Below are 22,208 nucleotides of genomic sequence, written 5' to 3' on the forward strand. Positions count from 1 at the left end.
GCTAACCCCGGAGCGCGCGCAGTGTCTCCTTCGGATTCCATGCTTTTCCGCGCCCCGAGGCGAGCGGACGGCAGCCGAATCCGATCAACAGCGCGGTGAAATGCCCGAGATCGGTGTAGGTGTGCCCCACCGCGAGGGGCACCCCGTAGACGGCGAGCGCCAGCCCGGCGTACCCGTACCGCCAGGGCGCCGCGATCCGGTACACGAGCACCCCCACCACCCCCGCCAGCGCGTAACTCACCCCGATGTCAAGGGTGTCGGCGGCGGACGGCGGTGCCGACCCGTCCCTGATCGCCCACCACAGGGCGCCCTCGCTGACGAGCGTGGCGAGCACGTGCGCCGCGACGCACACCCCGAGCCACCGCAGGGTGCCGAGCCAGCGCTCGGCCTGGGCGTGGAAGACGGTGTAGAGCGCGGAGTACGGAACCCAGTGCCCGCCCTCGATCCACATGGCGCTCGCGAAGAGCACGCGCACCGGCCGCCGCGACAGCTCGTGCAGGTTGGTCGACCGCCGGCGCAGGAACTCCTGCTCGAACTGCGGCGACATGTGGTGCAGCGCGACGGTCGTCACGAACAGCACCCCCAGCCACACGTACGTCCCGGGCGCCCGCCGCACGTACGCCCCCACGGCCCGAAACCCCCGCTCGACACGCATGTCCCTGTGCATGCCCCGATTCACCCACGCCGACAGGCTCCGCCCCGGCCCGACATCCCGGAACGGGAAAGGCCAGGTCGGGTTTCCGACCTGGCCTTTCCCGCTGGAGCCCCCTGTCGGATTCGAACCGACGACCTTCGCTTTACAAGAGCGGCGCTCTGACCAGCTGAGCTAAGGAGGCCTGCGGCCCGCGAGGCGCGGGCGCGCCCGTGCAGTGTACCCAGGCACCGGTGCCGCCAAGTCGAAAATTTCCGCGAACTTCACAGCCGCCGACTGATGACAGACCAGGTGAACGCCAGGTAGCGTCCCAGACGGTTCACTCATGTGGACTACACCACCGCGGATCATCCGCTGTGGCGCACACCACCTTTACAACGGATCGTCCGGCACGTTCCTGCCGGTGAAGGGGGCCTCTCACCATGGCCACTGTCTCGTTCGACAAGGCGACCCGGGTCTACCCCGGCTCGACCAAGCCCGCCGTCGACGCGCTCGACATCCACATCGAGGACGGCGAGTTCCTCGTCCTCGTCGGACCGTCCGGCTGCGGAAAGTCCACCTCCCTGCGCATGCTCGCGGGCCTGGAGGACGTGAACGGCGGCGCCATCCGCATCGGTGACCGCGACGTCACCCACCTGCCGCCCAAGGACCGGGACATCGCCATGGTGTTCCAGAACTACGCGCTCTACCCGCACATGTCGGTCGCCGACAACATGGGCTTCGCGCTCAAGATCGCGGGCGTCTCGAAGTCGGAGATCCGGCAGAAGGTCGAGGAGGCCGCGAAGATCCTCGACCTGACCGAGTACCTCGACCGCAAGCCGAAGGCGCTCTCCGGCGGTCAGCGCCAGCGTGTGGCGATGGGCCGCGCGATCGTGCGCGAGCCCCAGGTCTTCCTCATGGACGAGCCGCTGTCGAACCTCGACGCCAAGCTCCGTGTGTCGACGCGTACGCAGATCGCCTCGCTCCAGCGCCGCCTCGGCATCACCACCGTCTACGTCACCCACGACCAGGTCGAGGCCATGACGATGGGCGACCGCGTGGCGGTGCTCAAGGACGGTCTGCTCCAGCAGGTCGACTCCCCGCGCAACATGTACGACCGCCCGGCGAACCTGTTCGTCGCCGGCTTCATCGGCTCCCCGGCGATGAACCTCGTCGAGGTCCCGATCACCGACGGCGGCGTGAAGTTCGGCAACAGCGTGGTGCCGGTCAACCGCGACGCGCTCAAGGCCGCCGCCGACAAGGGCGACCGCACGGTCACCGTCGGCGTCCGCCCGGAGCACTTCGACGTGGTCGAGCACTCCGCGTCCGCCGCCTCGTCGCTGTCGAAGGACGCCGACGACGCCCCGGCCGGTCTCGCCATATCCGTGAACGTCGTCGAGGAGCTCGGCGCCGACGGTTACGTGTACGGCAGCGCCGACGTCGACGGCACGACGAAGGACCTCGTGGTCCGCGTCGGCGGCCGCCAGGTGCCCGAGAAGGGCGCCAAGCTGCACGTCGTGCCGCGCGCCGGCGAGATCCACGTCTTCTCGACCTCCACGGGCGAGCGCCTCACCGACTGAGGCCCGCAGCAAGCCTGTTGGGACACCGGGGCCCCGCGACGACTTCGTCGCGGGGCCCTCGTCGTGCGCCCGCCCGCGACCGCCCCGCGGTCGGCCGGTGCGACAAATACCCCGGCAGACAGGTCATTTCGAGCACCGTGCGTCGATCCGCCACCGCACAACAGCGCCATTTCATCCCCCGAACCGGTGACTAAATGTCGCCAAATCATTACCGGGCGCTACCCTCTCGTGCGTGAAGCACTCCACTATCCAACAGACGCGCCGCGGTCGGGGCCCCGCCCGACGGATCGGTCGCACGCTCGCCCTCGTACTGCCCGTCGTCCTGGTGCTTTCCGGGACCCTCGCGGTCACCCGAGTCAACTGGACGGGGGACTCCTCGAACTCGGTGCTCACCGCCTCCTCGGACGAGGTCTCCACCCGCGCCGGCTCCCGCACACCCCAGGACGTGCTGCGCGACCGGCTGCTGACCGAACTCCAGGAGAAGGACCCGGGCGTCGCGCTCACCCACCTCCAGCAGGCGGTCAACGGCCGCCCCTCGCTGGCGGAGCACTGCGTCTCCATCGCCCGCGCCCTCGGCCGCGCCGCGGTCCGCGTGTACGGCCCGACGCGCGCCCAGTCGTACGCGCGCCCGGTCTGTGACACGTCCTTCGCCTCGGGGGTCCTGACGGCGCACAGCTGACCCCTCCCGGGCCCGCCCGGCTCCCCGGCCCGCCCAGGGCCGGGAGCAGCCCGCTCCGGGCCCGTATGCCCCGCACGGACCCGTACGACCCCGTCCGTGCGCACTCCCCGCGCCACGGACGCGGCCGAACCGTCCGCGAACCTCCGTGCCCCGTCCGCCGGTTGCCGGCAGCCCTCCCGCCGGCAACGGCGCTCCCCCGCCCGGTGCCGCGCGCCCGGCGGTCCTTCACCGCGCCCTCGGCCCGGAACGCACCTCGGCGGGCCACGTAAAGTGCCGGGCATGACCGATCCGAACGCCCTGTCGCGCCCCGTCCAAGCCGTCGTCCTGGCAGGCGGCCAGGGTTCCCGGCTGCGCCCCTACACCGACGACCGGCCCAAGCCGATGGTCGAGATCCCGGGCACCGGCATGCCGATCATCGGCCATCAACTGGAGTGGCTGGCCGAGGAGGGCGTCACCGACGTCGTCGTCTCGTGCGGGCACCTCGCCGAAGTCCTGGAGGACTGGCTGGAGTCGGCGGACCTGCCCGTCCGCGTGACCACCGTCGTGGAGACCGAGCCCCTCGGCCGCGGCGGCGGCCTCAAGTACGCCGCGGGGCACCTTCCCCACCCGGACCGGCCCTGGTACGCCACCAACGGCGACATCTGGACGCGCTTCTCCCTGCGGGACATGGCGGACTTCCACACCGGCCGCGACGCCCTCGCCACGCTCGCCCTGGCCCGGCCGCGGCTGCCCTGGGGCGCCGTGCAGACGGACGGGTTCGGCCACGTCACCGACTTCATCGAGGCGCCGCCGTCCACGGTCGAGATCAACGCCGGTGTCTACGTGTTCTCCCCGGAGTTCACCGCGCTGCTGCCCGACCGCGGCGACCACGAGCGCACCACGTTCCCGCACCTCGCGCGCGAGCGCCGGCTGGCCGGGTTCACGATCCCGCTGGGCGCCTACTGGCGCGCCATCGACACGGCCAAGGACCTGACCCTGGCCGCGAAGGAGCTTGCCGCACTGGGCCGTTGAGCCCGCCACACCTCGCCTCGCGGCCGGACGGCCCGGCCAGGGCGGCGGTCTTCCTCGGCGGTGCCCGGGGTGACCACCGGGCACGCACCGACCGTCCGCACCCGCCACCTCGCGCACCTGCGGGCGGGGCGAGTAGCCGGACGGGACCGGGCCCAACCCGGAACAGGAGGCCCCGGCCGCGCCGCACCAGTCGGCAGCACCCCAACTCCGTCCATCCACACGGCAGAACGCCCACGCACCGCCACAGGTCGAACCCCGCCCCAGCCCGATCCCCCCGGCGGCACCCCAACTCCGGTCCCACGCACGGCGAGGGCCCCGCACGGATGTGTGCGGGGCCCTCGCGGTGCGTACGGCCCGACCCGCCGTACCGCCCGGCGCACCGGGCGGCCCAACGGGCCTTGCTCGACGTCCCGTTGGGCGGCGGCCGGGGCTCAGCCCAGCAGGCCGCCCACCAGGGCGGGCTTGCTCGGTGTCGTGTTGCCGCCGGAGTCGGAGCCGCCGGTCGAGCTGCCCTCGGTCTCGGCACCGCCCGACGCCGGGCCCGAACTCGTCGCGGGCGCCTGCTCGGCGGGCGCCGACTGCTGCGGCGGGACCTGGCCCGCGCTGCCCTGCGTCTGGCTGGGCTCGCCGCCCTGCTGCACGCCGCCCGCCGTCTCGCGCGTGGCCGCCGGGGTGTTCTCGTCGGTGGCACCCGCCTCCGACGGACTGGCCGACGTGGCGCCCTGGGTGGGCGACGACGGCGACGCGGACGTCGTGCCGCGGTGCGTACCGGACTTGTGCGGCAGCGGCTGACCGGGCAGTTCGTTGCGCGGGGCGTCGCCGGGGCCGGGGACGACCACACGGCCCGCGTCGCGCACCGCACCGCCGAGCAACGACCCGACGAGCAGGGTGAGTCCGACGGCGACGGCCGTCACGAGGGCGCCGCGGCGCAGCACGTAGGCGCGCAGTTCCCAGATGTCCGAGCGCGGTCCGAGCCTGCGCCACGCGCCCGCCGCCAGGCGGCCGTCCACGGAGTAGACGGGGGCGCCGGCGATGATCAGCGGCGACCAGGCGGCCAGGTAGATGATGTCGGGCGCGTCGTAGACCGGGACGGTCTTCCAGCTCACGGTGACGATGAGCGCCGCCGACAGCAGCGCCCCGAACGCCGCCGCGACCCGCTGCCAGCAGCCGAGGACCGTGAGCACGCCCACGACGACCTGGAAGAAGGCGATGACGAGACCGGAGCCGACGGGGTGCTGGAGGGCGAACTGCCGCAGCGGCTCGGCGACTTCCCACGGGTGCAGGGTGTTGAGCCACTTGACCATGGAGCCGCGCTTGCCGCCGTCGAAGTAGACGGGGTCGCACAGCTTGCCCATGCCGGCGTAGATGGAGATGAAGCCGAGGAAGATGCGCAGCGGCAGCAGGACGACGCCGAGGTTCATCCGGCGGCCCGGGTAGTAGGCGTGCCGAACGGCCGCCGCGGCGGCGCCCGTTGCCGCCGCTCCGGAGCGGTCGTCGTCCGCCTCGCCGGTGTCGTCGTAGCCGAAGTCCTGGCCCGCGTAGGCCGGTTCGTCGTAGGCGCTGCCCACGGTGCGCATGTTCGGCAGCAGCCGGGGCGGGGCGGCCCCCTCGCCGGTGCGCTGGGCGCCGACGACCGGCGTCTCCAGGGTCTGCGCGGTGGGGTCCTCGGCGTAGCCGTAGCCGTCGGTGCCGTAACCGGCGCCCCCCACACGGGGGATGACCTGGGTGGCTCCGGCGTCGGCGGACGCCTGGTCGCCGTGGGCGACGCCCGCGCCGCGCACCGCCTGCAACAGGCGGTGGGCGCCGGTGTCGTCGGGGGCGGAACGCCCGCTCCAGACAACGGGGCGGCGGCGGGCCGCGGCGCCCTGGGCCGTCGCACCGGCGACGGGGACGCGGGCCGTGGCGTCGGCGGCACCCGAGTGCCCTGCGAGACGCGGCGGCATGGCACGTCGCGTCGAGGCGCCCAGCTGTACGCGGAAACTCGCATGATTGACGATGATCTGCGCCGGATCGCTCGGCACCTTCACCATGCTCAGCGCGGGAGCGTCGTCGAATCCCGACGAGCGGTCCCCCGTGGGTGTGCGGGGTGTTCTGGTGTCCACACTCATCTAACCGAGTGACGCGTGTTTAGGACACTGCTTTGACTTGGCGGATCTGTCCGGACAGCATCAAGGCCGCCCGGCTCCCGCGGACACCCCTCCGGCCGCCCCCGCCACGCGGGCGGGGGCGGCCGTGCGGCGCTGATCAGGCGCGGCGGCGCGACGCCTCGTACAGCACGATGCCCGCCGCGACACCGGCGTTGAGCGACTCGGTGCCGCCCGGCATCGGGATGCGCACGCGCACGTCGCAGGTCTCGCCGACGAGCCGGGACAGGCCCTTGCCCTCGCTGCCGACGACGATGACGACCGGGCCGCCGAGCGCCGCGACGTCGCCGATCTCCGCCTCGCCGTCCGCCGCGAGACCGACCACGGTCACGCCCGCCTTGCGGTATGCCTCCAGGGCGCGGGTCAGGTTGGTGACCCGCGCGACCGGCGTGCGGGCCGCGGCTCCGGCCGACGACTTCCAGGCACCCGCGGTCATGCCGGCCGCGCGCCGCTCGGGCACGACGACGCCGTGGCCGCCGAACGCGGAGACCGAGCGCACGACGGCGCCCAGGTTGCGCGGGTCGGTGACCCCGTCGAGGGCGACGATCAGCGGGTCCTCGCCGGCGTCGTACGCGGCCGAGGTGAGGTCCTCGGGGTGCGCGTACTCGTAGGGCGGGATCTGGAGGACGAGGCCCTGGTGGTTCAGGCCGTTCGTCATGCGGTCCAGCTCGGGGCGCGGCGCCTCCATGAGGTTGATGCCACCGCGCTCGGCGGCGAGCTGGAGCGCCTCGCGGACCCGCTCGTCGTTGTCGATGAACTGCTGCACGTAGAGCGTCGAGGCGGGCACGCCCTCGCGCAGCGCCTCGACGACCGGGTTGCGGCCGACAACCAGCTCGGAGGTGCCCTTGCCGCCGCGTCCGCGGGGGGTCGGGCGGCGCACGGCCTGCTTGGCCTTCGCGTTGGCCACGCGGTTCTTCTTGTGGCCCTTGCGCATCTCGGCGGGCGGGGTGGGGCCCTTGCCCTCCAGCCCCCGGCGCCGCTGGCCGCCACTGCCGACCTGCGCGCCCTTCTTTCCGGACATGCGGCGGTTGTTCCCGGCCATGAGGTACCTGTCTCTGCTCTCTACGGGGTTTCTACGGAGCCTCTTCCTGAGAAGTGGTGCGTGCTCGCGTACGTACGTCTTCGGTGGGTCTGTCTGCGGTCTGTCCTTGAAGTGTGCCGCCCGGAAGGCCGGGCGGCACATTCGGCCAAGGACGGGTCAGCGCGGGCCGAGGCTCCAGCGCGGTCCCTGCGGGCCGTCCTCGATGGCGAGACCCGACTGGTTGAGCTGGTCGCGGATGGCGTCGGCGGTGGCCCAGTCCTTGCGGCCGCGGGCGGCCTCGCGCTGGTCCAGGACCATGCGCACCAGGGTGTCCACCACGCCGTGCAGGTCCTCGCCGCGGTCGTCGCCGCCGCCCGCCCACAGCTCGTCGAGCGGGTCGAGGCCGAGGACGCCGAGCATCGCGCGGACCTCGGCGAGGCGGGCGACGGCGGCCTCCTTGTCGTCGGCCGCGAGCGCGGAGTTGCCCTGGCGGACCGTGGTGTGCACGACGGCGAGCGCCTGCGGGACGCCCAGGTCGTCGTCCATCGCCTCGGCGAAGGCCGGCGGGACCTCGGCGGCGGGCTCCACGACCCCGCCCGTCTTCTCGACGACGCGCTGCACGAAGCCCTCGATCCGCGCGAACGCCGACTCGGCCTCGCGCAGGGACTCCACGCTGTACTCGATCATCGAGCGGTAGTGCGGGGTGCCGAGGTAGTAGCGCAGCACGATCGGACGCCACTGCTTGACCATCTCGCTGACGAGCACCGAGTTGCCCAGCGACTTGGACATCTTGTCGCCGGCCATGGTCACCCAGGCGTTGTGCACCCAGTACCGCGCGAACTCGTCGCCGAAGGCCTTGGCCTGGGCGATCTCGTTCTCGTGGTGGGGGAAGATCAGGTCGAGTCCGCCGCCGTGGATGTCGAAGGCGCTGCCCAGGTACTTGTGGGCCATCGCCGAGCACTCCAGGTGCCAGCCGGGCCGGCCGCGGCCCCACGGGGTGCCCCAGGTCGGCTCGCCGGGCTTGGCGGCCTTCCACATCGCGAAGTCGCGCGGGTCCCGCTTGCCGGTCTCGCCCGCGGACGACGGCTGGAGGAGGTTGTCCAGCTCCTGCCGGGACAGCTCCAGGTAGCCGGGGAAGGAGCGCACGTCGAAATAGACGTTGCCCTCGGACTCGTAGGCGTGGCCGCGCTCGATGAGGCCCTGCATCATCTCGACCATCTCGGTGACGTGGCCGGTGGCGCGGGGTTCGTACGTGGGCGGCAGGCAGCCGAGGGCGGTGTACGCGTCGTTGAACGCGCGCTCGTTCTCGTAGCCGATCGACCACCAGGTGCGGTCCTGCTCCGCCGCCTTGCTGATGATCTTGTCGTCGATGTCCGTGACGTTGCGGACGAAGGTGACGTCGTAGCCGCGGTGGGCGAACCAGCGCCGCATGATGTCGAAGTTCAGGCCGGACCGGATGTGCCCGATGTGCGGGGCGGCCTGCACGGTGGCACCGCACAGGTAGATCGAGACACAACCCGGCACGAGCGGGGCGAAGTCACGGATCTGCCGGGCGTTGGTGTCGTACAGGCGAATGGTCACCCCACCAGGGTAGTGGGCGACGGGGGGTGCCTTGTGCCCCCTCGTGGTATGGATCACGCATTCGTGACACGGGCCGCCGCGGCGCGCGTTCTCGCTCGCGTCCGCGGCGGCCCGGTCCCCTCAGACCCGCCCGACGACCTTGCGGACGACGACGCGCACGACGACCCGCTCGCCGTCCTCGGACGAGGACGGGTTGAACTCGGCGTACTTCTTGCCGGTGTACTTGACGGCGAGCTCGTCGATGAGTTCCTGGCCGCCCTCGGTCGTCATCTCGGCCGTGCCCCGCATCTCCGCGTACAGGTACGGGTTGTCCGGGTCCTGCACGACGACGCTCACGCGGGGATCGCGGGCGAGGTTCTTCTCCTTGCGGCGGTCCACGGTGGTGGAGAACAGCACGTCCTCCCCGTCCCGCTTCACCCACACCGGGGACATCTGCGGGCTGCCGTCGGGCTGGATCGTGCCCACGACGATGAAGGCGGGGCCGTCGAGCAGGGTCTTGAGACGGTCGGACAGTACGGCAGACATGGCGCAATCCTCCGGGCCTGGTCACGGGTCGGTTCGCGGGTACCCTCGCACGCCCCCGCCTCACCCGCACCACGGCGACGCGCCCCCGCGAACGCTCCGGCGCGCCCCCGGGAGGGCGCGTGCGGGCACCGGGGGGCGCGTACCGCGCGGCGGGTCAGCCGGTGCGCACCACAAGCGCCGTCGCGACGGCCATCAGGCCCTCGCCGCGGCCGGGGAAACCGAGGCCGTCGGTGGTGGCGCCGGACACGGAGACCGGCGCGCCGGCCGCCTCGGAGAGGATCTTCTGCGCCTCGTCGCGCCGCTTGCCGACCTTGGGGCGCGCCCCGACGACCTGCACGGCGACGTTGCCGATCCGGAACCCGGCGGCACGCACGATCCGCGCGGCCTCGGTCAGCAGGGTCACCCCGGAGGCACCCGACCACTCGGGCCGGCCGGTGCCGAAGTGCTGCCCGAGGTCGCCGAGGCCGGCGGCGGAGAACAGCGCGTTGCAGGCGGCGTGCGCGACGACGTCGGCGTCGGAGTGCCCGGCCAGACCGGGCCCCTCGTCCTCCCACTTCAGACCGGCGCACCACAGCTCGCGGCCGTCCTCGAAGGCGTGGATGTCGGTCCCGATCCCGACCTGCGGCAGCGGCGGCGGTCCGCCGGCGGCGTTCTCAGAAGCCATCGTTGAGCCTCCTGCGGGCCAGGACCGCCTCGGCGAGGACGAGGTCCAGCGGACGGGTCACCTTGAACGCCTCCTCGTGACCGGGCACGACCACGACCTGCAGGCCGAGCTGCTCGACCATGCTGGCGTCGTCGGTGACGTCGTCCGTCACCGTGTCGTGCGCCCGTACGAGGGTCGCGCGGTCGAAGCCCTGCGGTGTCTGCACGGCCCGCAGCAGCGCCCGGACCGGGGTGCCGACCACGGGCTCCGGCTCCCCGGGGACGGCGGCCGGCCGGACCTGCTTCACGGTGTCGGCGAGCGGCAGCGCGGGCACCACGGCGGGGGCGCCGTCGCGGACCGCGTCGATCACCGCGTCCACCGTGTCGACGGGCACCAGCGGCCGGGCCGCGTCGTGCACCAGCACGACGGCGTGACCCGGCGGCAGCGCGTCCAGACCGAGCTTCACGGACTCCTGGCGGGTGGCACCGCCGGGCACGACGACGAACTCGGTGCGGTCGGGCAGGGCGTACGCGTCCAGCAGCGTCCGGACCTCGGCGGCACCGTCGGGCGGTGCCACGACGACGACGAGGGAGACGGCGCGGGAGGCGGCCATGGCCAGCACCGCGTGGATGAGCATGGGGGTGCCGCTGAGCGTGCGGAGCGCCTTGGGGGCGCCCGGACCGAGCCGCACCCCCCGTCCGGCGGCCGGGATCACTGCCGCGACCAGGGCACCTTCGGCCCCTGACGCACCGGCGGCACCGGTGGCGGGGGCGGATCCGGGGGCTTGTGCGGGGTCGCCCGCGGGCGACGTGCGCGAAACGTCAGACATCGGTTCCTGTCAGGTTTGTGTGCTCGGCCTAGCTGGGTATGGCCACAGCGTGCCGGGGCCGACGCCTCGACCGGACCCTTCCGTGACACCGGTCGAGCAGGCGTCCCGGACCCGGCACACCAGTATCGGGGGCTCCGGGGCCGCGGAATCCGGGGAACCCGAAGCAGGACACGGCACATCGGAAGCCGGCCCGGGGGACCACCGGGATCCGGCGACCACCACACATCCCCACCCCGCGGGGCACTCCCCCGAGGGCGGCGGTGTGCGCGCGTGCGGCCGGAGTGCCGAAAACCCGGTGCGGGTCCGGCGGGCGGGGCCTACGGTGTGACGCGTGACGGCGGGTTCCCAGGCGGGTGCCCGAGGGCGTACGGGCACGAATATGCCGCAGCGCCCGGCAACAGGAGACCAGTCCTGTCATCGGGCACCGCGGCATTCACCGTGCTGCTGAGCTGAGCGGGCGTAGTGCCTGTCTCAGGACGCGAGAACCTCGTCGAGCAGAGCCTCGGCCTTGTCCTCGTTCGTGTTCTCCGCGAGAGCGAGCTCGCTCACCAGGATCTGGCGGGCCTTGGCAAGCATGCGCTTCTCACCTGCGGAGAGTCCGCGCTCGCGCTCACGACGCCACAGGTCACGGACAACTTCCGCGACCTTGATGACATCGCCGGAGGCGAGCTTCTCGAGATTTGCCTTGTAACGACGCGACCAGTTCGTGGGCTCCTCGGCGTACGGCGCGCGCAGCACCTCGAAGACCCGGTCCAGTCCGTCCTGACCGACCACATCACGCACACCGACGAACTCCGCATTGTCCGCTGGCACACGCACCGTCAGGTCACCCTGCGCGACCTTCAGCACCAAGTAGGTCTTGTCCACGCCTTTGATCTGGCGAGTTTCGATAGCCTCGATCAGCGCGGCCCCGTGATGGGGATAGACCACGGTGTCGCCAACCTTGAACGTCATGTGACAGGTACCCCTTCCGTGGCTATCCAGGGTAACACGGAAACTGCATCTTCTGAATGGCGTTTTCGCAGGTCAGGGCATATCTCGGGGCTTGACAACCACAACAGGAACGTGCTGCGGGCGGCTCCCGGAAGCAGGTATGCGCAGGTCGGAGCGGCTGTCCGGGGGGAGTGAAACGCGCCCGTTACACACCCCCACGGGCTCCCCCAAGAGGCCTAACGTCCCGATTTGTCCCCTTCCATGTGCTCGACTTCCGCTACTCCGTTCGGTGCCGGCCGAGCGGATGTCGGGTGAATCGTTAATTGATCACTGACGGCCGCGGGGCCTGCGACGATCAATTTCCGGACGGCCGCGCATTCCGCGGGGAAAACGCGCGGGACGATCACCGATGTTGTTACTGGCGGGACTTATGTGAATGGCGGACCACGGCGAGGTCAATGTGACTCCAGGGATGCACGAGATCCCCGTGAACACCGGGACCCGACAGGACCCGGGCCCGGCACCCCGCGGCCGGTGCGCGCCGACGGGCCCCCGCCGCGCGGACGAACAGCGGGTGGTTGGGGAGGGTCGGGTGCGGCGGGGCGCGAACGGCTCGGTAACCTAAGCCCGCTGACAGACACTTAGGGCGGCTTTACAGAAGTCGCCCTTCTCCGCCCACGTTCAAGGAGTTGCCGCCGCCGTGAGCAGCAGCCTTCGACGCGGCGCTCCCGCCGCCGCCGCCATCGCCATCTCGATCGTCTCGCTCGCCGCTTGCGGAGCCGGCAACAACGCCCAGACCAACCAGATCAAGCCGGACAACGCGGCGACCTCGGTCGGGAACGTCAAGGTCCAGAACGCCATCGTCGTCACCCAGCCCGACCTCCAGTCGACCGGTCCCGCCGTGGTCTCCGCGACGGTGTTCAACAACGGCCGCACCGACGAGACCCTCGACTCGATCACCGTCGACGGCACCGGCAAGTCCGCGAAGATCAGCCCCGCCAAGGGCGGCGGCAAGCTGACCGTTCCGGCGCACGGTTCCGTCGTCATCGGCGGCAAGAACAACGCCTCCGCCGTGCTGCCCAGCAGCCGCAGCGCCGTCAACGACGGCAACGCGCAGCGGATCACCTTCACGTTCAGCAAGTCGGGCGCCGTGAACCTGCGCGCGTTCGTCGTGCCCGCCGAGCACTACTTCACCTCCTGGGGCCCCAGCGAGATGCCGTCGGCGCCCAGCTCCTCCGAGAGCCCCTCCGGCTCCGCGTCGCCGTCCGGTTCGCCGTCGGCCTCCGCGTCCGACAGCGCCTCGGCCACCCCGAGCGGCTCGGCCACGGCGAGCGCCACCGCCCGGTAAGGACGGTCAACGCCGGGTACGCGCGGACCACGCGAGAGCACCCCGTACGCGAGTGGGGCGGGACCTTCCGGGAAGGTCCCGCCCCACTCACGTGTGCGCCGTCGCGGGCGGACCGCCCGCGCGTGCTCTCTACGGCTCGAACTTGTAGCCCAGGCCGCGCACCGTCACCAGGTAGCGCGGGGCACCCGGGTCCGGCTCGATCTTCGCGCGCAGGCGCTTGACGTGGACGTCGAGGGTCTTGGTGTCGCCGACGTAGTCGGCGCCCCAGACCCGGTCGATGAGCTGCATGCGGGTCAGCACGCGGCCCGCGTTGCGCAGCAGCATCTCCAGCAGGTCGAACTCCTTGAGCGGGAGGTCGACCTTGGAGCCGGACACGGTCACCACGTGACGGTCCACGTCCATCCGGACGGGGCCCGCCTCCAGGGCGGCCGGGGTGACCTCCTCCGGCTCGCCGCGGCGGCGCAGGACGGCTCTGATGCGGGCCACCAGCTCCCGCGACGAGAAGGGCTTGGTCACGTAGTCGTCGGCCCCTATCTCCAGGCCGACCACCTTGTCGATCTCGCTGTCCTTGGCGGTGACCATGATCACCGGGACGTTGGAGCGGCCGCGCAGCTGACGGCACACCTCCGTGCCCGGCAGGCCGGGCAGCATCAGGTCGAGGAGGACGAGGTCGGCGCCATTGCGCTCGAACTCGTCGAGTCCGTCGGGGCCGGTGGCCGCGACGGCGACCTCGAAGCCCTCCTTGCGGAGCATGTACGACAGGGCGTCGGAGAAGGACTCCTCGTCCTCGACGACGAGCACTCGGGTCACGGAAGGACCTCCGGGGCGGGAAACGGTTCGTGGCGGGATGCCGAACTGGACGGGCTGGACTGTCCGGTCTCGTCGTCGAGAGCCGGGTGCGGTTGTGCGCGGTCACGGGCCGCGCCCGCCTCCGGCAGCCGCAGGGTGAACGTGGAGCCCTGTCCCTCGGCGCTCCACACCGTGACCTCCCCGCCGTGCGAGGCGGCCACATGCTTGACGATCGCGAGCCCGAGTCCCGTACCACCCGTGGCACGGGACCGGGCCGGGTCGACCCGGTAGAAGCGCTCGAAGACGCGCTCCTTGTCCTTTTCGGAGATGCCGATCCCCTGGTCGGTGACGGCTATCTCGATGAGGCTCCCGCCGGTCACGGAGACCCGGCGGGCGGCTATGCCCACGCGCGTACGGGCGGGCGAGTAGTTGACGGCGTTCTCGACGAGGTTGCCGAGAGCGGCGGCGAGCTGGCCCCGGTTGCCCCAGACGTTGAGGTGCACCGCGCCGTCGGCGCGGTGCCCTTCGCCGCCCGGTTCGGTGCCGCCGGGCGACCAGACGTTCGAGGCCATGGTGATCTGCTTGCTGCCGGCGGCCTGCCGGCAGCGGTCGACGGCCTCGGCGACCAGTTCGTCGACCCGGACCGGCTCCGCGTCCTCCAGCGGGTCGTCGTTCTGCACCCGGGAGAGGTCGATGAGCTCCTGGACCAGGTTGGTCAGGCGGGTCGCCTCGATCTGCATGCGGCCCGCGAAGCGCTCCACCGCCTCCGGGTCGTCCGATGCGTCCATGACAGCCTCGGAGAGCAGCGAGAGCGCCCCGACGGGAGTCTTCAGCTCGTGGCTCACGTTCGCGACGAAGTCGCGTCGTACCGCCTCGATGCGCCGGGCCTCCGTCAGGTCCTCCACGAGCAGCAGGACCAGGCGGGAGCCGAGCGGGGCGACCCGGGCGGAGACCGCGAGGGCGTCGCCGCGGCCGGTGCCGCGGCGCGGCAGGTCGAGCTCGACCTGGCGTATCTCGCCGTCCCTGCGCGTGTCCCGGGCCATCTGGAGCATCGGTTCCACGGCGAGCTTCCCGCCGCGGACCAGCCCGAGGGCGTACGCGGCGGAGCTGGCCTTGACCACGGCGTCCGCTTCGTCGAGGACGACGGCCGAGGAGCGCAGCACCGACAGGACGGTGTCCACACCGGGAGGGAGTACCGCGTCGGTGTGCAGGGATGAGCGGGTGGGGCGCTTCTGTTCCCGCTCGCTCCAGCGGAACGCCAGAGCGGCGATGACACCGGTGAGCACCCCGGCGACCGCCGCCGCTGCGGCGACTGCCGCGTTCACGTCCATGTGACCAGGTTAGGCATGCGATACGTCCTGGCCACAGGCACGGAGGTGCGAGCTTGGACACTCGTCGCCCAGAGTTCACCTTGGAGCCAGTAGTGGTTCATTTGAGGTGGCGGAAAACGACGCGTACGGGCAAGAACGTGGGACCGTGGGGGTGCGCGGACCGGTCTGGTGACGGGCCCGGCCCCCGGAACCCCCTAAAGACGACCGTACGAGAGGGAACCCTGATGCGGGACGCGTACCACGAGGAACTGGACTCGATCGGCGACAGGCTGGTGGAGATGGCCCGGCTGGTCGGGTCGGCCATCGGGCGCGCCACGACGGCCATCCTCGATGCCGATCTCAAGGTGGCCGAAAGCGTCATCGAGGCCGACAAGCGGGTCGACGAGATCCAGCACGACCTGGAGGCCCAGGCGATCACCCTGCTGGCCAGGCAGCAGCCGGTCGCCACCGACCTGCGCATAGTCGTCACGTCGCTGCGGATGTCCGCCGACCTGGAGCGCTCGGGCGACCTCGCCCAGCACGTGGCCAAGCTGGCCCGGCTGCGCTACCCGGAGACCGCGGTCCCGCACGACCTGCACGCCACCATCCTGGAGATGGGCCAGCTCGCCCAGCGCCTGATGGCGAAGGCGGCCGAGGTCGTCATCACCAAGGACGTCGACCTGGCGCTCCAGCTGGAGCAGGACGACGACGAGATGGACCTGCTGCACCGCACCCTCTTCCAGCACCTGCTGGACGACCGCTGGAAGCACGGCATCGAGACCGCCGTCGACGTGACCCTGCTCGGCCGCTACTACGAGCGCTTCGCGGACCACGCGGTGTCGGTCGCCAAGCGGGTCGTCTACCTGGTGACGGGCGAGCACGCCGACGACATCCAGCCGGAGAACATCCCCCCGGTGGCCGGGGTCGAAGGGGCCTGACGGACCCGCGAGGCGGACCGGGAGGACGAAGCGGCGCGGCGGACGGCCGCCGCCGCGGGGCGGTTCCCGGGGGGACGGGCGGAGCGCGCGAGCGAGCCACAGTGCGCCGTTGATGCGCCCGCACCCCTGGGCATCCAATAGGCAACAGGCACCCGCCCTGCGGACCTTGAGGAGGACCCATGGCCGACACCCCGAGCCCGACGCCCGATCCCACGCAGGAACGCCCGACCGAACAGCCCGTGGCCGTCAGGAGCCTGCCGCTCTTCGGCTCGTGCGGCTGCGGTTCCGGCTGCGGCTGCGGCTGCCAGTCGGGCAATCCGTGCCAGTGCGGCTGACGCGGGAGCCCCACGCGTAGGACGCGGTACGCATGACTCCGGGCGGTGGAGGCCCGCCGGGCCGGCCGGGAGGCCGGTCCCCGGCGGGCCTCCCGGCCGTCCGGACGCCGGACCGTGCCCGCCCTTCAGGAGGTGGCGGCCCCGACCCCGGTCCCGGTCACCGGCGTCGCTCCGTCGAGCTGCGCGAAGTACGCGCCGGGGGTGACCCCGGTCAGCTGCCGGAAGGCGGCGACGAACGAGCTCGCGGAGGCGAAGCCGACCAGGGCGGCGGTCCGGCTCACCGACTCGCCCCCGGCCAGGTAAGCCAGCGAGGCGCGCAGCCGCAGCCGGGACCGCCAGCGCTGGAACCCCATGCCGGTCTCCCCCGCGAAGATCCGCGTGAGGGTACGGGTGCTGGCCCCCACCGTGCGGCCCCACGCGTGGAGGTCCCGTTCGTCACCGGGGTCCTCGGCGAGGGCGCGGGCGATGCGCACGGCGCGCTCGTCGCGGGGCATCGGCACGTCGATCGTGAACGTCCGCACGGGCCGCAGCAGTTCGGGCACCAGCGCCTCCGCGCGCGCACGGGCCCCGTCCGGTACGTCCGCGCCGCACAGGAAGTCGATCAGCTCCCGCAGCAGCGGCCCGACCGCGACGACCGTGGGGGCCGTCCAGTCGGGCAGCGCGTGCGCCGGGAGGTAGATGCCCTGCATTGCGGCGGCGCTGCGGGCCGCCGTGGAGGCGTGCGGGACGCCGGCCGGGATCCACAGCGCGAGGGTCGGCGGCAGCATCCAGTGCCGGGTCCCGATCGTCACCATGAGGACGCCGTCCCGCACCCAGGCGAGCTGGTTGTCGTCGTGCGCGTGCTGCCCGAAGCCCTCGCCCGCGGCGAGCGGGAGGTCGTACAGCACGATCGCGGACGGGGATTGGCGGACTGGCGACATAAGTCGGCACCGTACATCGAACATGCCGCGGACCCTCCGGCTAGCGTCAGCGGAGTGCAGCAGCCGCAGTCCGTACAACCGGCCGTGACCCGGCCTTCCGTCGTGCCGCCCGGCGAGGGCCCGGTGGCCGATCCGGTGCGCGGGGCGGTGCGGGGGGAGCGGCGGTCCGTCGCCGCGGCGGCCGTCCTGCTCTCCGGGCACCAGCTCGGGGAGGCCGCGGTCCCGGTGGTGATCGGGGCCGCCGTCGACGACGCGCTGGTCCACTCCGACGCCGGGCGCCTGCTGCTCTGGCTCGTGGTGCTCGCCGCCGACTTCGCGCTGCTCTCGCTGTGCTGGCGGTTCGGTGCGCGCCGGGCCGCCCGGGTCCGGCTGGGCGTCGCGCACAGCCTGCGCGTGCTCGTCGTCGCGCGCGTCCTCGACGGGCGGGGCATGACCGTACGGCGCGAACCCGGTGACCTGCTCACCGTGGCCGTCTCCGACGCCCGCCGGGTGGGCGAGACCGTCCGCACGCTGCTGTCCTCCTTCGCCGGCGCCGTCGTCCTGGCCGGCACGGTCGGGCTCGTGGCCCACGTCTCCTGGACACTCGGCGCGGTGGTGCTGTGCGGCGCGGTCCTCGTCCTCGTCACCGTCGCCCGGCTCAGCGGGCCCGTGGGCGCGCGCAGCGACGCGGAACAGCGGGCCACCGCGCGGACGGCGGCACTCGCCTCGGACCTGGTGGCGGGACTGCGGGTCCTGGCCGGACTGCGCGCGGGACCCGCGGCGGCCCGGCGCTACCGGCACAGCAGCCGGGACGCCGCCGGGCACGCGGTGCGCGCGGCACAGGCCGTGGGCACGGTCGACGCCATCACCGCGCTCGCGGTCGGCTGCTACCTGACGGTCGTGGCGTGGACCTGCGCGGAACTGTCGCTGCGCGGCGCGTTCGAGGCGGGGGACGTCATCGCGGTCCTGGGCCTGAGCCAGTTCGTCCTGGGCCCGCTCCAGTCGGTGGCGGCGGCCTGGCCGGCCCTGGCCCGCGGCCGCGCGTCCGCCCTGCGGGTACGAGCGCTGCTGGGGAGCGGCGCGGTACTGGGGGGCGGCGGAGTGCCGGGGCACGGCGCGGTGCCGGGGCACGGCGGGGCAGCGGACACCGGCGCGGTGCCGGGCGGCGGTCGAGTACGGGAGGGTGGCGGAATGCCGCTCGGCGCCGGGGCGGCGGGCAACGGCCGAGTGTCCGTCGGCGGCCAAGTGCCGCAGAGCGAGACTGCTTCGAGCTACCGCCCGGCCGTCGGCGGGGAGCCGGGTCGGCCCGATGGCCGGGACCCGGTCGGGGCGGGGCCAGGGACCGCGGCCGGGATCGGGACCGGGGGCGGTCCGTCGTCCGTGGTCGCGCCCGGGCTGTGCGTGGAGCGGCTGCGGGCGCCGGGCATGCCCGAGGTGAGCCTGCGGGTGGAGGCCGGTACGACCGCGGGTGTCGCGGTGCTCTCCCCCGGGGCGGCGGAGACGCTGGTGTCGGTGCTCGGCGGCGAGACGGCCCCCACGTCCGGCCGCGTGCGTCTCGTGGACACCGACGGCCCTCGTGACCTGGCCACCCTCCCGCCGGACGAACGCCGAGGCGACCTGCTCGTCTGGCCGCAGGGCGCGCTTCCGCCGGGACTCACGGTCGGCGAACTCCTGGGCGGGGGACGCGCCTTGGCGCAGCGGGAGGCCTTGGCCGACGCGGCGGCGCTCGACGTCGTCGACCGCCTCCCCGAAGGCCACGCCTCACGCCTCACCGAGCACGGCGCGTCCCTCTCCGGCGGGGAGCGCCAACGCCTCGCCCTGGCCCGGCTGTTGACGGAACGGCCCCCGCTGCTGGTCCTGCACGAGCCGACCTCGTCCCTCGACGCCGTCACCGAGGCGGCCGTCGTCGCGGGGATCGGACGCTCGCGCCGCGGGCTGACCACCGTCCTGGTGACCACCGGCCCGGCGGCACTGGCCGCGTGCGACACGGTGACCGTCATCGACGAGGACGGCGTGCGCGCCACCGGCGAGTACGCCGAACTCCTGCGCACCGACGCGCAGTTCCGGGCGGCGGTGACCCGATGAGCGGCGACGGCACCTCCACCGCGCAAGTACCCACGCCCGCCCCTGAACCCGCACCCCGCGAGGACCGGCGGACGACACCGACCGCACCGGCCGCACCAGCCGCACCAGCCGCACCGACACAGGCGAAGGCAGCGGATCTGCTGCCGCGAGTCCCGCCGCGGCGCGCCTTCGCCGCCCTCGCCCGGGAGTTGGCGCGTCGGCCACTGCTCTGCGTCGCCTGTGTCGTCGGCCTGCTGTGCGACGCGTTGGTCGCGCTGGTGCCGCCAATCGGCATCGGCGTCGTCGTCGATGTCGTATTGGGTCAACGCACGCGCGGTGGGCTGGCGTTGGGGGTCGGTCTGCTCGGCGGTGCGGCCGTCGTCGCGGCGCTCACGGCGTACGCCTCGGCGTCGCTCAGCGTCCGGCTCACCGAACCGGCCCTCGCCCGGCTGCGCGAACGGGCCTTCACCGCGGCCCTCGACGGCGACGCCGCCCTGGTCGAAAGGGTCGGTTCGGGCGACGTGGTCGCGCGCCTCACCGACGACGTCGACCGCCTCTCGGACGCGGCCTCGGGCACGCTGACGTCGTTCGTGTCGGCGGCGCTCACCATCGTGCTGACCTTCGGCGGACTGGCCACCCTGGACTGGCGGTTCGCCCCCGTGGCACTGCTGGTGGTACCGATCCAGGTGATCGCCCTGCGCTGGTACCTGCGCACCTCGTCACCCGTCTACGCTGCCGCCCGCATCGCCGAAAGCACCCGTACGCAGCGCCTGTTGACGGCCGTGCACGGTGCCGTCGCGAACCGCGCGCTGCGCCGCGAGCGCCTCGCCCTGGCCGAGGTGGCGGAGGCGTCCGCGGCGGCACGGGACGTCGAGTACGGCGCGGTCCGCCTCGGGACACGCTTCTCCGGGCGCCTGAACGTCGCCGAGTTCGCCGGGCTGGCGGCGATCCTGGCCATCGGCTTCCTGCTGGTGCGCGACGACACGATCTCGGTGGGCGCGGCGACGACGGCCGCGTTGTTCTTCAGCCGCCTGTTCGATCCGGTCAACACGGTCCTCGGCCTCTTCGACACCGTGCAGCAGGCCGCGTCCAGCCTCACCCGGGTGGTCGGGCTGGCGAGCCTGGGGGGCCCGAACGAGAACCCGGACGAGAAGCAGGGCACGGACGCGGTCGCCGCCGTCCCGGCCGGCGTGCCCGTCGGCGTCGTACTGGCCGGGGTGCACGCCCGTCACGGCCCGCACCGGGAGGCGTTGCGCGGCATCGACCTGCGCATACGGCCCGGTGAACGCGTCGCGGTCGTGGGACCGAGCGGTGCCGGCAAGAGCACGCTCGCCCGGCTGGTCGCGGGGTTCCTCGCGCCGACGGACGGCAGCGTCACCCTGACCGGAGCGGACGGCCGGGCCGCGGACTCCGCACGCGTCCTGCTGCTGGAGCAGCGGGGCCACCTGTTCGCCGGCTCGCTCGCCGAGGACCTGCGGCTCGTCGCGCCGGACGCCGACGACGAACGGCTGCGCGCCGCTCTCGGCCTGGCGGGGCTCGACCTGGACCGGCCCGCGTTCGCGGCGGGCCTGGACACCCGGCTCGGGCCGGGCGGCGCCCCGGTCACGGCGGCCGACGCGCAGCACATCGCGCTCGCCCGGCTGGCCCTCGCCGCGCCCGGCCTGGCGATCCTGGACGAGGCCGGGGCGGACGCGGGAAGCGCCGCCGCCGCGCGCCTGGAGGCCGCGGTGGACCGCGTACTGGCCGGCCGCACCGCGCTGGTCGTCGCCCACCGCCTCTCCCAGGCGGTGGCCGCCGACCGGGTGGTACTGCTGTCCGACGGCGCGATCCGCGCGACGGGCACCCACGCGGAACTCCTCGCGGGCGACGAGACCTACGCGGCGCTGTGGCGGGCGTGGTCGGGGTGACCGTGCGGCTGCGGGACTACGTGGCCCTCCACAACGACCGGTAGTAGGCGAGGCGTTGCCTGTCGGGAGTGACCCCGTACGCCTCCAGCAGTGCGTCCTCCCAGCCGGGCCCGTAGTTGCCCACGGTGTTCGCCGAGGCCACCGCGAGGTCCGCCCACCGGTCGGCGAGACCGAGGCTGCCGAGATCGACGTGGGCCGACCACGAACCGTCGTCGGCGAGCAGGGTGTTGGGCGCGCACGCGTCCCCGTGGCACACCACGAGGCGTTCCACGGGCGGGGGTTGCAGCAGACCGTCCGGCACGTCGACGCCCTCCCGCCGGGCACGCTCGACGCGGTCGGGGACGGACCAGCTGAACGGGCATCCCGCGGCCGGGAGTTGATCGTGCAACGCCCGAAGCCCCTCCCCCAGGGCCCGCACGGCGCCGCCCGGGTCGGCACGCCATCGTGGGCTCACCGCGTTCTCGCCGGGCAGCCCGGCGGTGACGAGCCAGGATCCGTCCGCGTCGCTCCCGTGCTCCAAGACCCGCGGCACCGGCGTGAAGGGCGCCGCCCACACGAGGCGTTCGGCCTCGGCGGCGAGGTCGGGGCCGGATCCGGCGGCGGCCCACTTGGCGAACAGCGTCTCCTCCCCCTCCCCGATCCGGAAGGTGAGGCCACCGGACTCGTTCTCCCACACGGGGACGAGCGGCCGGCCCCCGGCCAGGGCGGCGATACGCGGCGGGACGGGCACGGGGGCGGTCGGAGGTCCGGAGTAGAGCATGCGCACAGCCTCCCCGCCGCACGGACGGACGGCGAACCGTTTTCGGCGCCAGGACGACCTGGCGCCGGTCCGACGGGGGTTGAGTGCGGCGACAGGAGCCGGAACACACCGACTGGGCTATCCGTCGCGCCCGACCCGACTCACTCCGCATGACCCACTTGGACCACTCGGGGCACATGGGCATGATCAACCCCAATGGTCCTGAAGTGAGTTGAACGACATTGAACCCCCCGAGGCCGTCACGCACCCGTACTTTCGGGCATTCTTGGGCCCCCGCGCCC

The 22,208-nt window shown here is 73.1% G+C and carries 20 protein-coding genes and 1 tRNA gene; 8 read left to right on the forward strand and 13 right to left on the reverse strand.

Going from position 1 to position 22,208, the window contains the following annotated elements; all coding sequences use genetic code 11:
- Position 1: 1 nt before the first annotated feature.
- On the reverse strand, positions 2-655 hold the full coding sequence (locus ACFZA0_RS13530) for a rhomboid-like protein (RefSeq protein ID WP_391015086.1): 654 nt from the start codon (positions 653-655) through the stop codon (positions 2-4).
- A 104-nt stretch (positions 656-759) separates the two neighbouring features.
- A tRNA-Thr gene (locus ACFZA0_RS13535) sits at positions 760-836 on the reverse strand.
- 238 nt (positions 837-1,074) lie between these two features.
- On the opposite strand from ACFZA0_RS13535, the gene ACFZA0_RS13540 reads away from it, so the two are divergent.
- The 3 genes from ACFZA0_RS13540 (at position 1,075) to ACFZA0_RS13550 (ending at position 3,901) form a co-directional block, all read left to right on the forward strand.
- Positions 1,075-2,211, forward strand: coding sequence for a sn-glycerol-3-phosphate ABC transporter ATP-binding protein UgpC (locus ACFZA0_RS13540; protein WP_391015088.1), 1,137 nt, complete (start codon positions 1,075-1,077; stop codon positions 2,209-2,211).
- 232 nt (positions 2,212-2,443) lie between these two features.
- The gene (locus ACFZA0_RS13545) at positions 2,444-2,890 is read left to right on the forward strand and encodes a hypothetical protein (protein WP_391015091.1); all 447 of its coding nucleotides are present in this window, start codon (positions 2,444-2,446) and stop codon (positions 2,888-2,890) included.
- A 279-nt stretch (positions 2,891-3,169) separates the two neighbouring features.
- Entirely contained in the window at positions 3,170-3,901 is a 732-nt protein-coding gene (locus ACFZA0_RS13550) for a sugar phosphate nucleotidyltransferase (protein WP_391015093.1), read from the forward strand.
- A 431-nt stretch (positions 3,902-4,332) separates the two neighbouring features.
- Here the strand turns inward: ACFZA0_RS13550 and ACFZA0_RS13555 are convergent, their stop codons facing one another.
- The 7 genes from ACFZA0_RS13555 to ACFZA0_RS13585 all read right to left on the reverse strand — a co-directional run bounded on the left by ACFZA0_RS13555 (position 4,333) and on the right by ACFZA0_RS13585 (position 11,598).
- Positions 4,333-6,009 carry a DoxX family membrane protein gene (locus tag ACFZA0_RS13555; RefSeq protein WP_391015095.1) on the reverse strand — a complete coding sequence of 559 codons (1,677 nt, stop codon included), beginning with the start codon at positions 6,007-6,009 and terminating at the stop codon, positions 4,333-4,335.
- A 136-nt stretch (positions 6,010-6,145) separates the two neighbouring features.
- The gene (rlmB, locus tag ACFZA0_RS13560) at positions 6,146-7,087 is read right to left on the reverse strand and encodes a 23S rRNA (guanosine(2251)-2'-O)-methyltransferase RlmB (RefSeq protein ID WP_391015098.1); all 942 of its coding nucleotides are present in this window, start codon (positions 7,085-7,087) and stop codon (positions 6,146-6,148) included.
- A gap of 156 nt (positions 7,088-7,243) precedes the next feature.
- Positions 7,244-8,647: a cysteine--tRNA ligase gene (gene cysS, locus ACFZA0_RS13565; RefSeq protein ID WP_391015100.1), complete on the reverse strand. Its 1,404-nt coding sequence runs from the start codon at positions 8,645-8,647 to the stop codon at positions 7,244-7,246.
- Positions 8,648-8,767: 120 nt separating this feature from the next.
- Positions 8,768-9,172: a TIGR03618 family F420-dependent PPOX class oxidoreductase gene (locus ACFZA0_RS13570; protein ID WP_391015103.1), complete on the reverse strand. Its 405-nt coding sequence runs from the start codon at positions 9,170-9,172 to the stop codon at positions 8,768-8,770.
- A 154-nt stretch (positions 9,173-9,326) separates the two neighbouring features.
- Positions 9,327-9,836, reverse strand: a complete 510-nt coding sequence (gene ispF / locus ACFZA0_RS13575; protein WP_391015106.1) for a 2-C-methyl-D-erythritol 2,4-cyclodiphosphate synthase — start codon at positions 9,834-9,836, stop codon at positions 9,327-9,329.
- Positions 9,826-10,644: a 2-C-methyl-D-erythritol 4-phosphate cytidylyltransferase gene (gene ispD / locus ACFZA0_RS13580; RefSeq protein ID WP_391015109.1), complete on the reverse strand. Its 819-nt coding sequence runs from the start codon at positions 10,642-10,644 to the stop codon at positions 9,826-9,828. Before ispD ends, ispF begins: the two co-directional genes overlap by 11 nt.
- 471 nt (positions 10,645-11,115) lie before the next feature.
- Positions 11,116-11,598 (reverse strand): CarD family transcriptional regulator, encoded by a 483-nt coding sequence (locus ACFZA0_RS13585; RefSeq protein WP_003953493.1) that lies wholly within the window; start codon positions 11,596-11,598, stop codon positions 11,116-11,118.
- Between the two features lie 679 nt (positions 11,599-12,277).
- Here ACFZA0_RS13585 and ACFZA0_RS13590 point away from each other — a divergent pair.
- Positions 12,278-12,925 carry a DUF461 domain-containing protein gene (locus ACFZA0_RS13590; RefSeq protein WP_391015112.1) on the forward strand — a complete coding sequence of 216 codons (648 nt, stop codon included), beginning with the start codon at positions 12,278-12,280 and terminating at the stop codon, positions 12,923-12,925.
- A gap of 129 nt (positions 12,926-13,054) precedes the next feature.
- Here the strand turns inward: ACFZA0_RS13590 and ACFZA0_RS13595 are convergent, their stop codons facing one another.
- Together ACFZA0_RS13595 and ACFZA0_RS13600 are read right to left on the reverse strand one after the other, a co-directional pair.
- Complete coding sequence (locus ACFZA0_RS13595) at positions 13,055-13,735, reverse strand: response regulator transcription factor (protein WP_010358452.1); 681 nt, start codon at positions 13,733-13,735, stop codon at positions 13,055-13,057.
- Entirely contained in the window at positions 13,732-15,045 is a 1,314-nt protein-coding gene (locus tag ACFZA0_RS13600; RefSeq protein WP_391015114.1) for an ATP-binding protein, read from the reverse strand. The genes ACFZA0_RS13595 and ACFZA0_RS13600 overlap by 4 nt, the downstream gene beginning before the upstream one ends.
- 224 nt (positions 15,046-15,269) lie before the next feature.
- Here ACFZA0_RS13600 and phoU point away from each other — a divergent pair, with 224 nt between their 5' ends.
- Positions 15,270-15,962 carry a phosphate signaling complex protein PhoU gene (phoU, locus tag ACFZA0_RS13605; protein WP_391015116.1) on the forward strand — a complete coding sequence of 231 codons (693 nt, stop codon included), beginning with the start codon at positions 15,270-15,272 and terminating at the stop codon, positions 15,960-15,962.
- A 179-nt stretch (positions 15,963-16,141) separates the two neighbouring features.
- Entirely contained in the window at positions 16,142-16,297 is a 156-nt protein-coding gene (locus ACFZA0_RS13610; protein ID WP_391015119.1) for a hypothetical protein, read from the forward strand.
- A gap of 125 nt (positions 16,298-16,422) precedes the next feature.
- Here ACFZA0_RS13610 and ACFZA0_RS13615 read toward each other — a convergent pair whose 3' ends face one another.
- The gene (locus ACFZA0_RS13615; protein WP_391015122.1) at positions 16,423-17,217 is read right to left on the reverse strand and encodes a helix-turn-helix domain-containing protein; all 795 of its coding nucleotides are present in this window, start codon (positions 17,215-17,217) and stop codon (positions 16,423-16,425) included.
- Between the two features lie 54 nt (positions 17,218-17,271).
- Here ACFZA0_RS13615 and ACFZA0_RS13620 point away from each other — a divergent pair, with 54 nt between their 5' ends.
- Together ACFZA0_RS13620 and ACFZA0_RS13625 are read left to right on the forward strand one after the other, a co-directional pair.
- On the forward strand, positions 17,272-19,281 hold the full coding sequence (locus tag ACFZA0_RS13620) for an ABC transporter transmembrane domain-containing protein (RefSeq protein ID WP_391015125.1): 2,010 nt from the start codon (positions 17,272-17,274) through the stop codon (positions 19,279-19,281).
- On the forward strand, positions 19,278-21,167 hold the full coding sequence (locus ACFZA0_RS13625; RefSeq protein ID WP_391015128.1) for an ABC transporter transmembrane domain-containing protein: 1,890 nt from the start codon (positions 19,278-19,280) through the stop codon (positions 21,165-21,167). Before ACFZA0_RS13620 ends, ACFZA0_RS13625 begins: the two co-directional genes overlap by 4 nt.
- A gap of 16 nt (positions 21,168-21,183) precedes the next feature.
- Here the strand turns inward: ACFZA0_RS13625 and ACFZA0_RS13630 are convergent, their stop codons facing one another.
- Positions 21,184-21,927 (reverse strand): phosphotransferase, encoded by a 744-nt coding sequence (locus tag ACFZA0_RS13630; RefSeq protein WP_391015129.1) that lies wholly within the window; start codon positions 21,925-21,927, stop codon positions 21,184-21,186.
- Positions 21,928-22,208 lie beyond the last annotated feature (281 nt).

It is taken from the genome of Streptomyces sp. NPDC008150 (assembly GCF_042956945.1).
Taxonomy (GTDB): domain Bacteria; phylum Actinomycetota; class Actinomycetes; order Streptomycetales; family Streptomycetaceae; genus Streptomyces.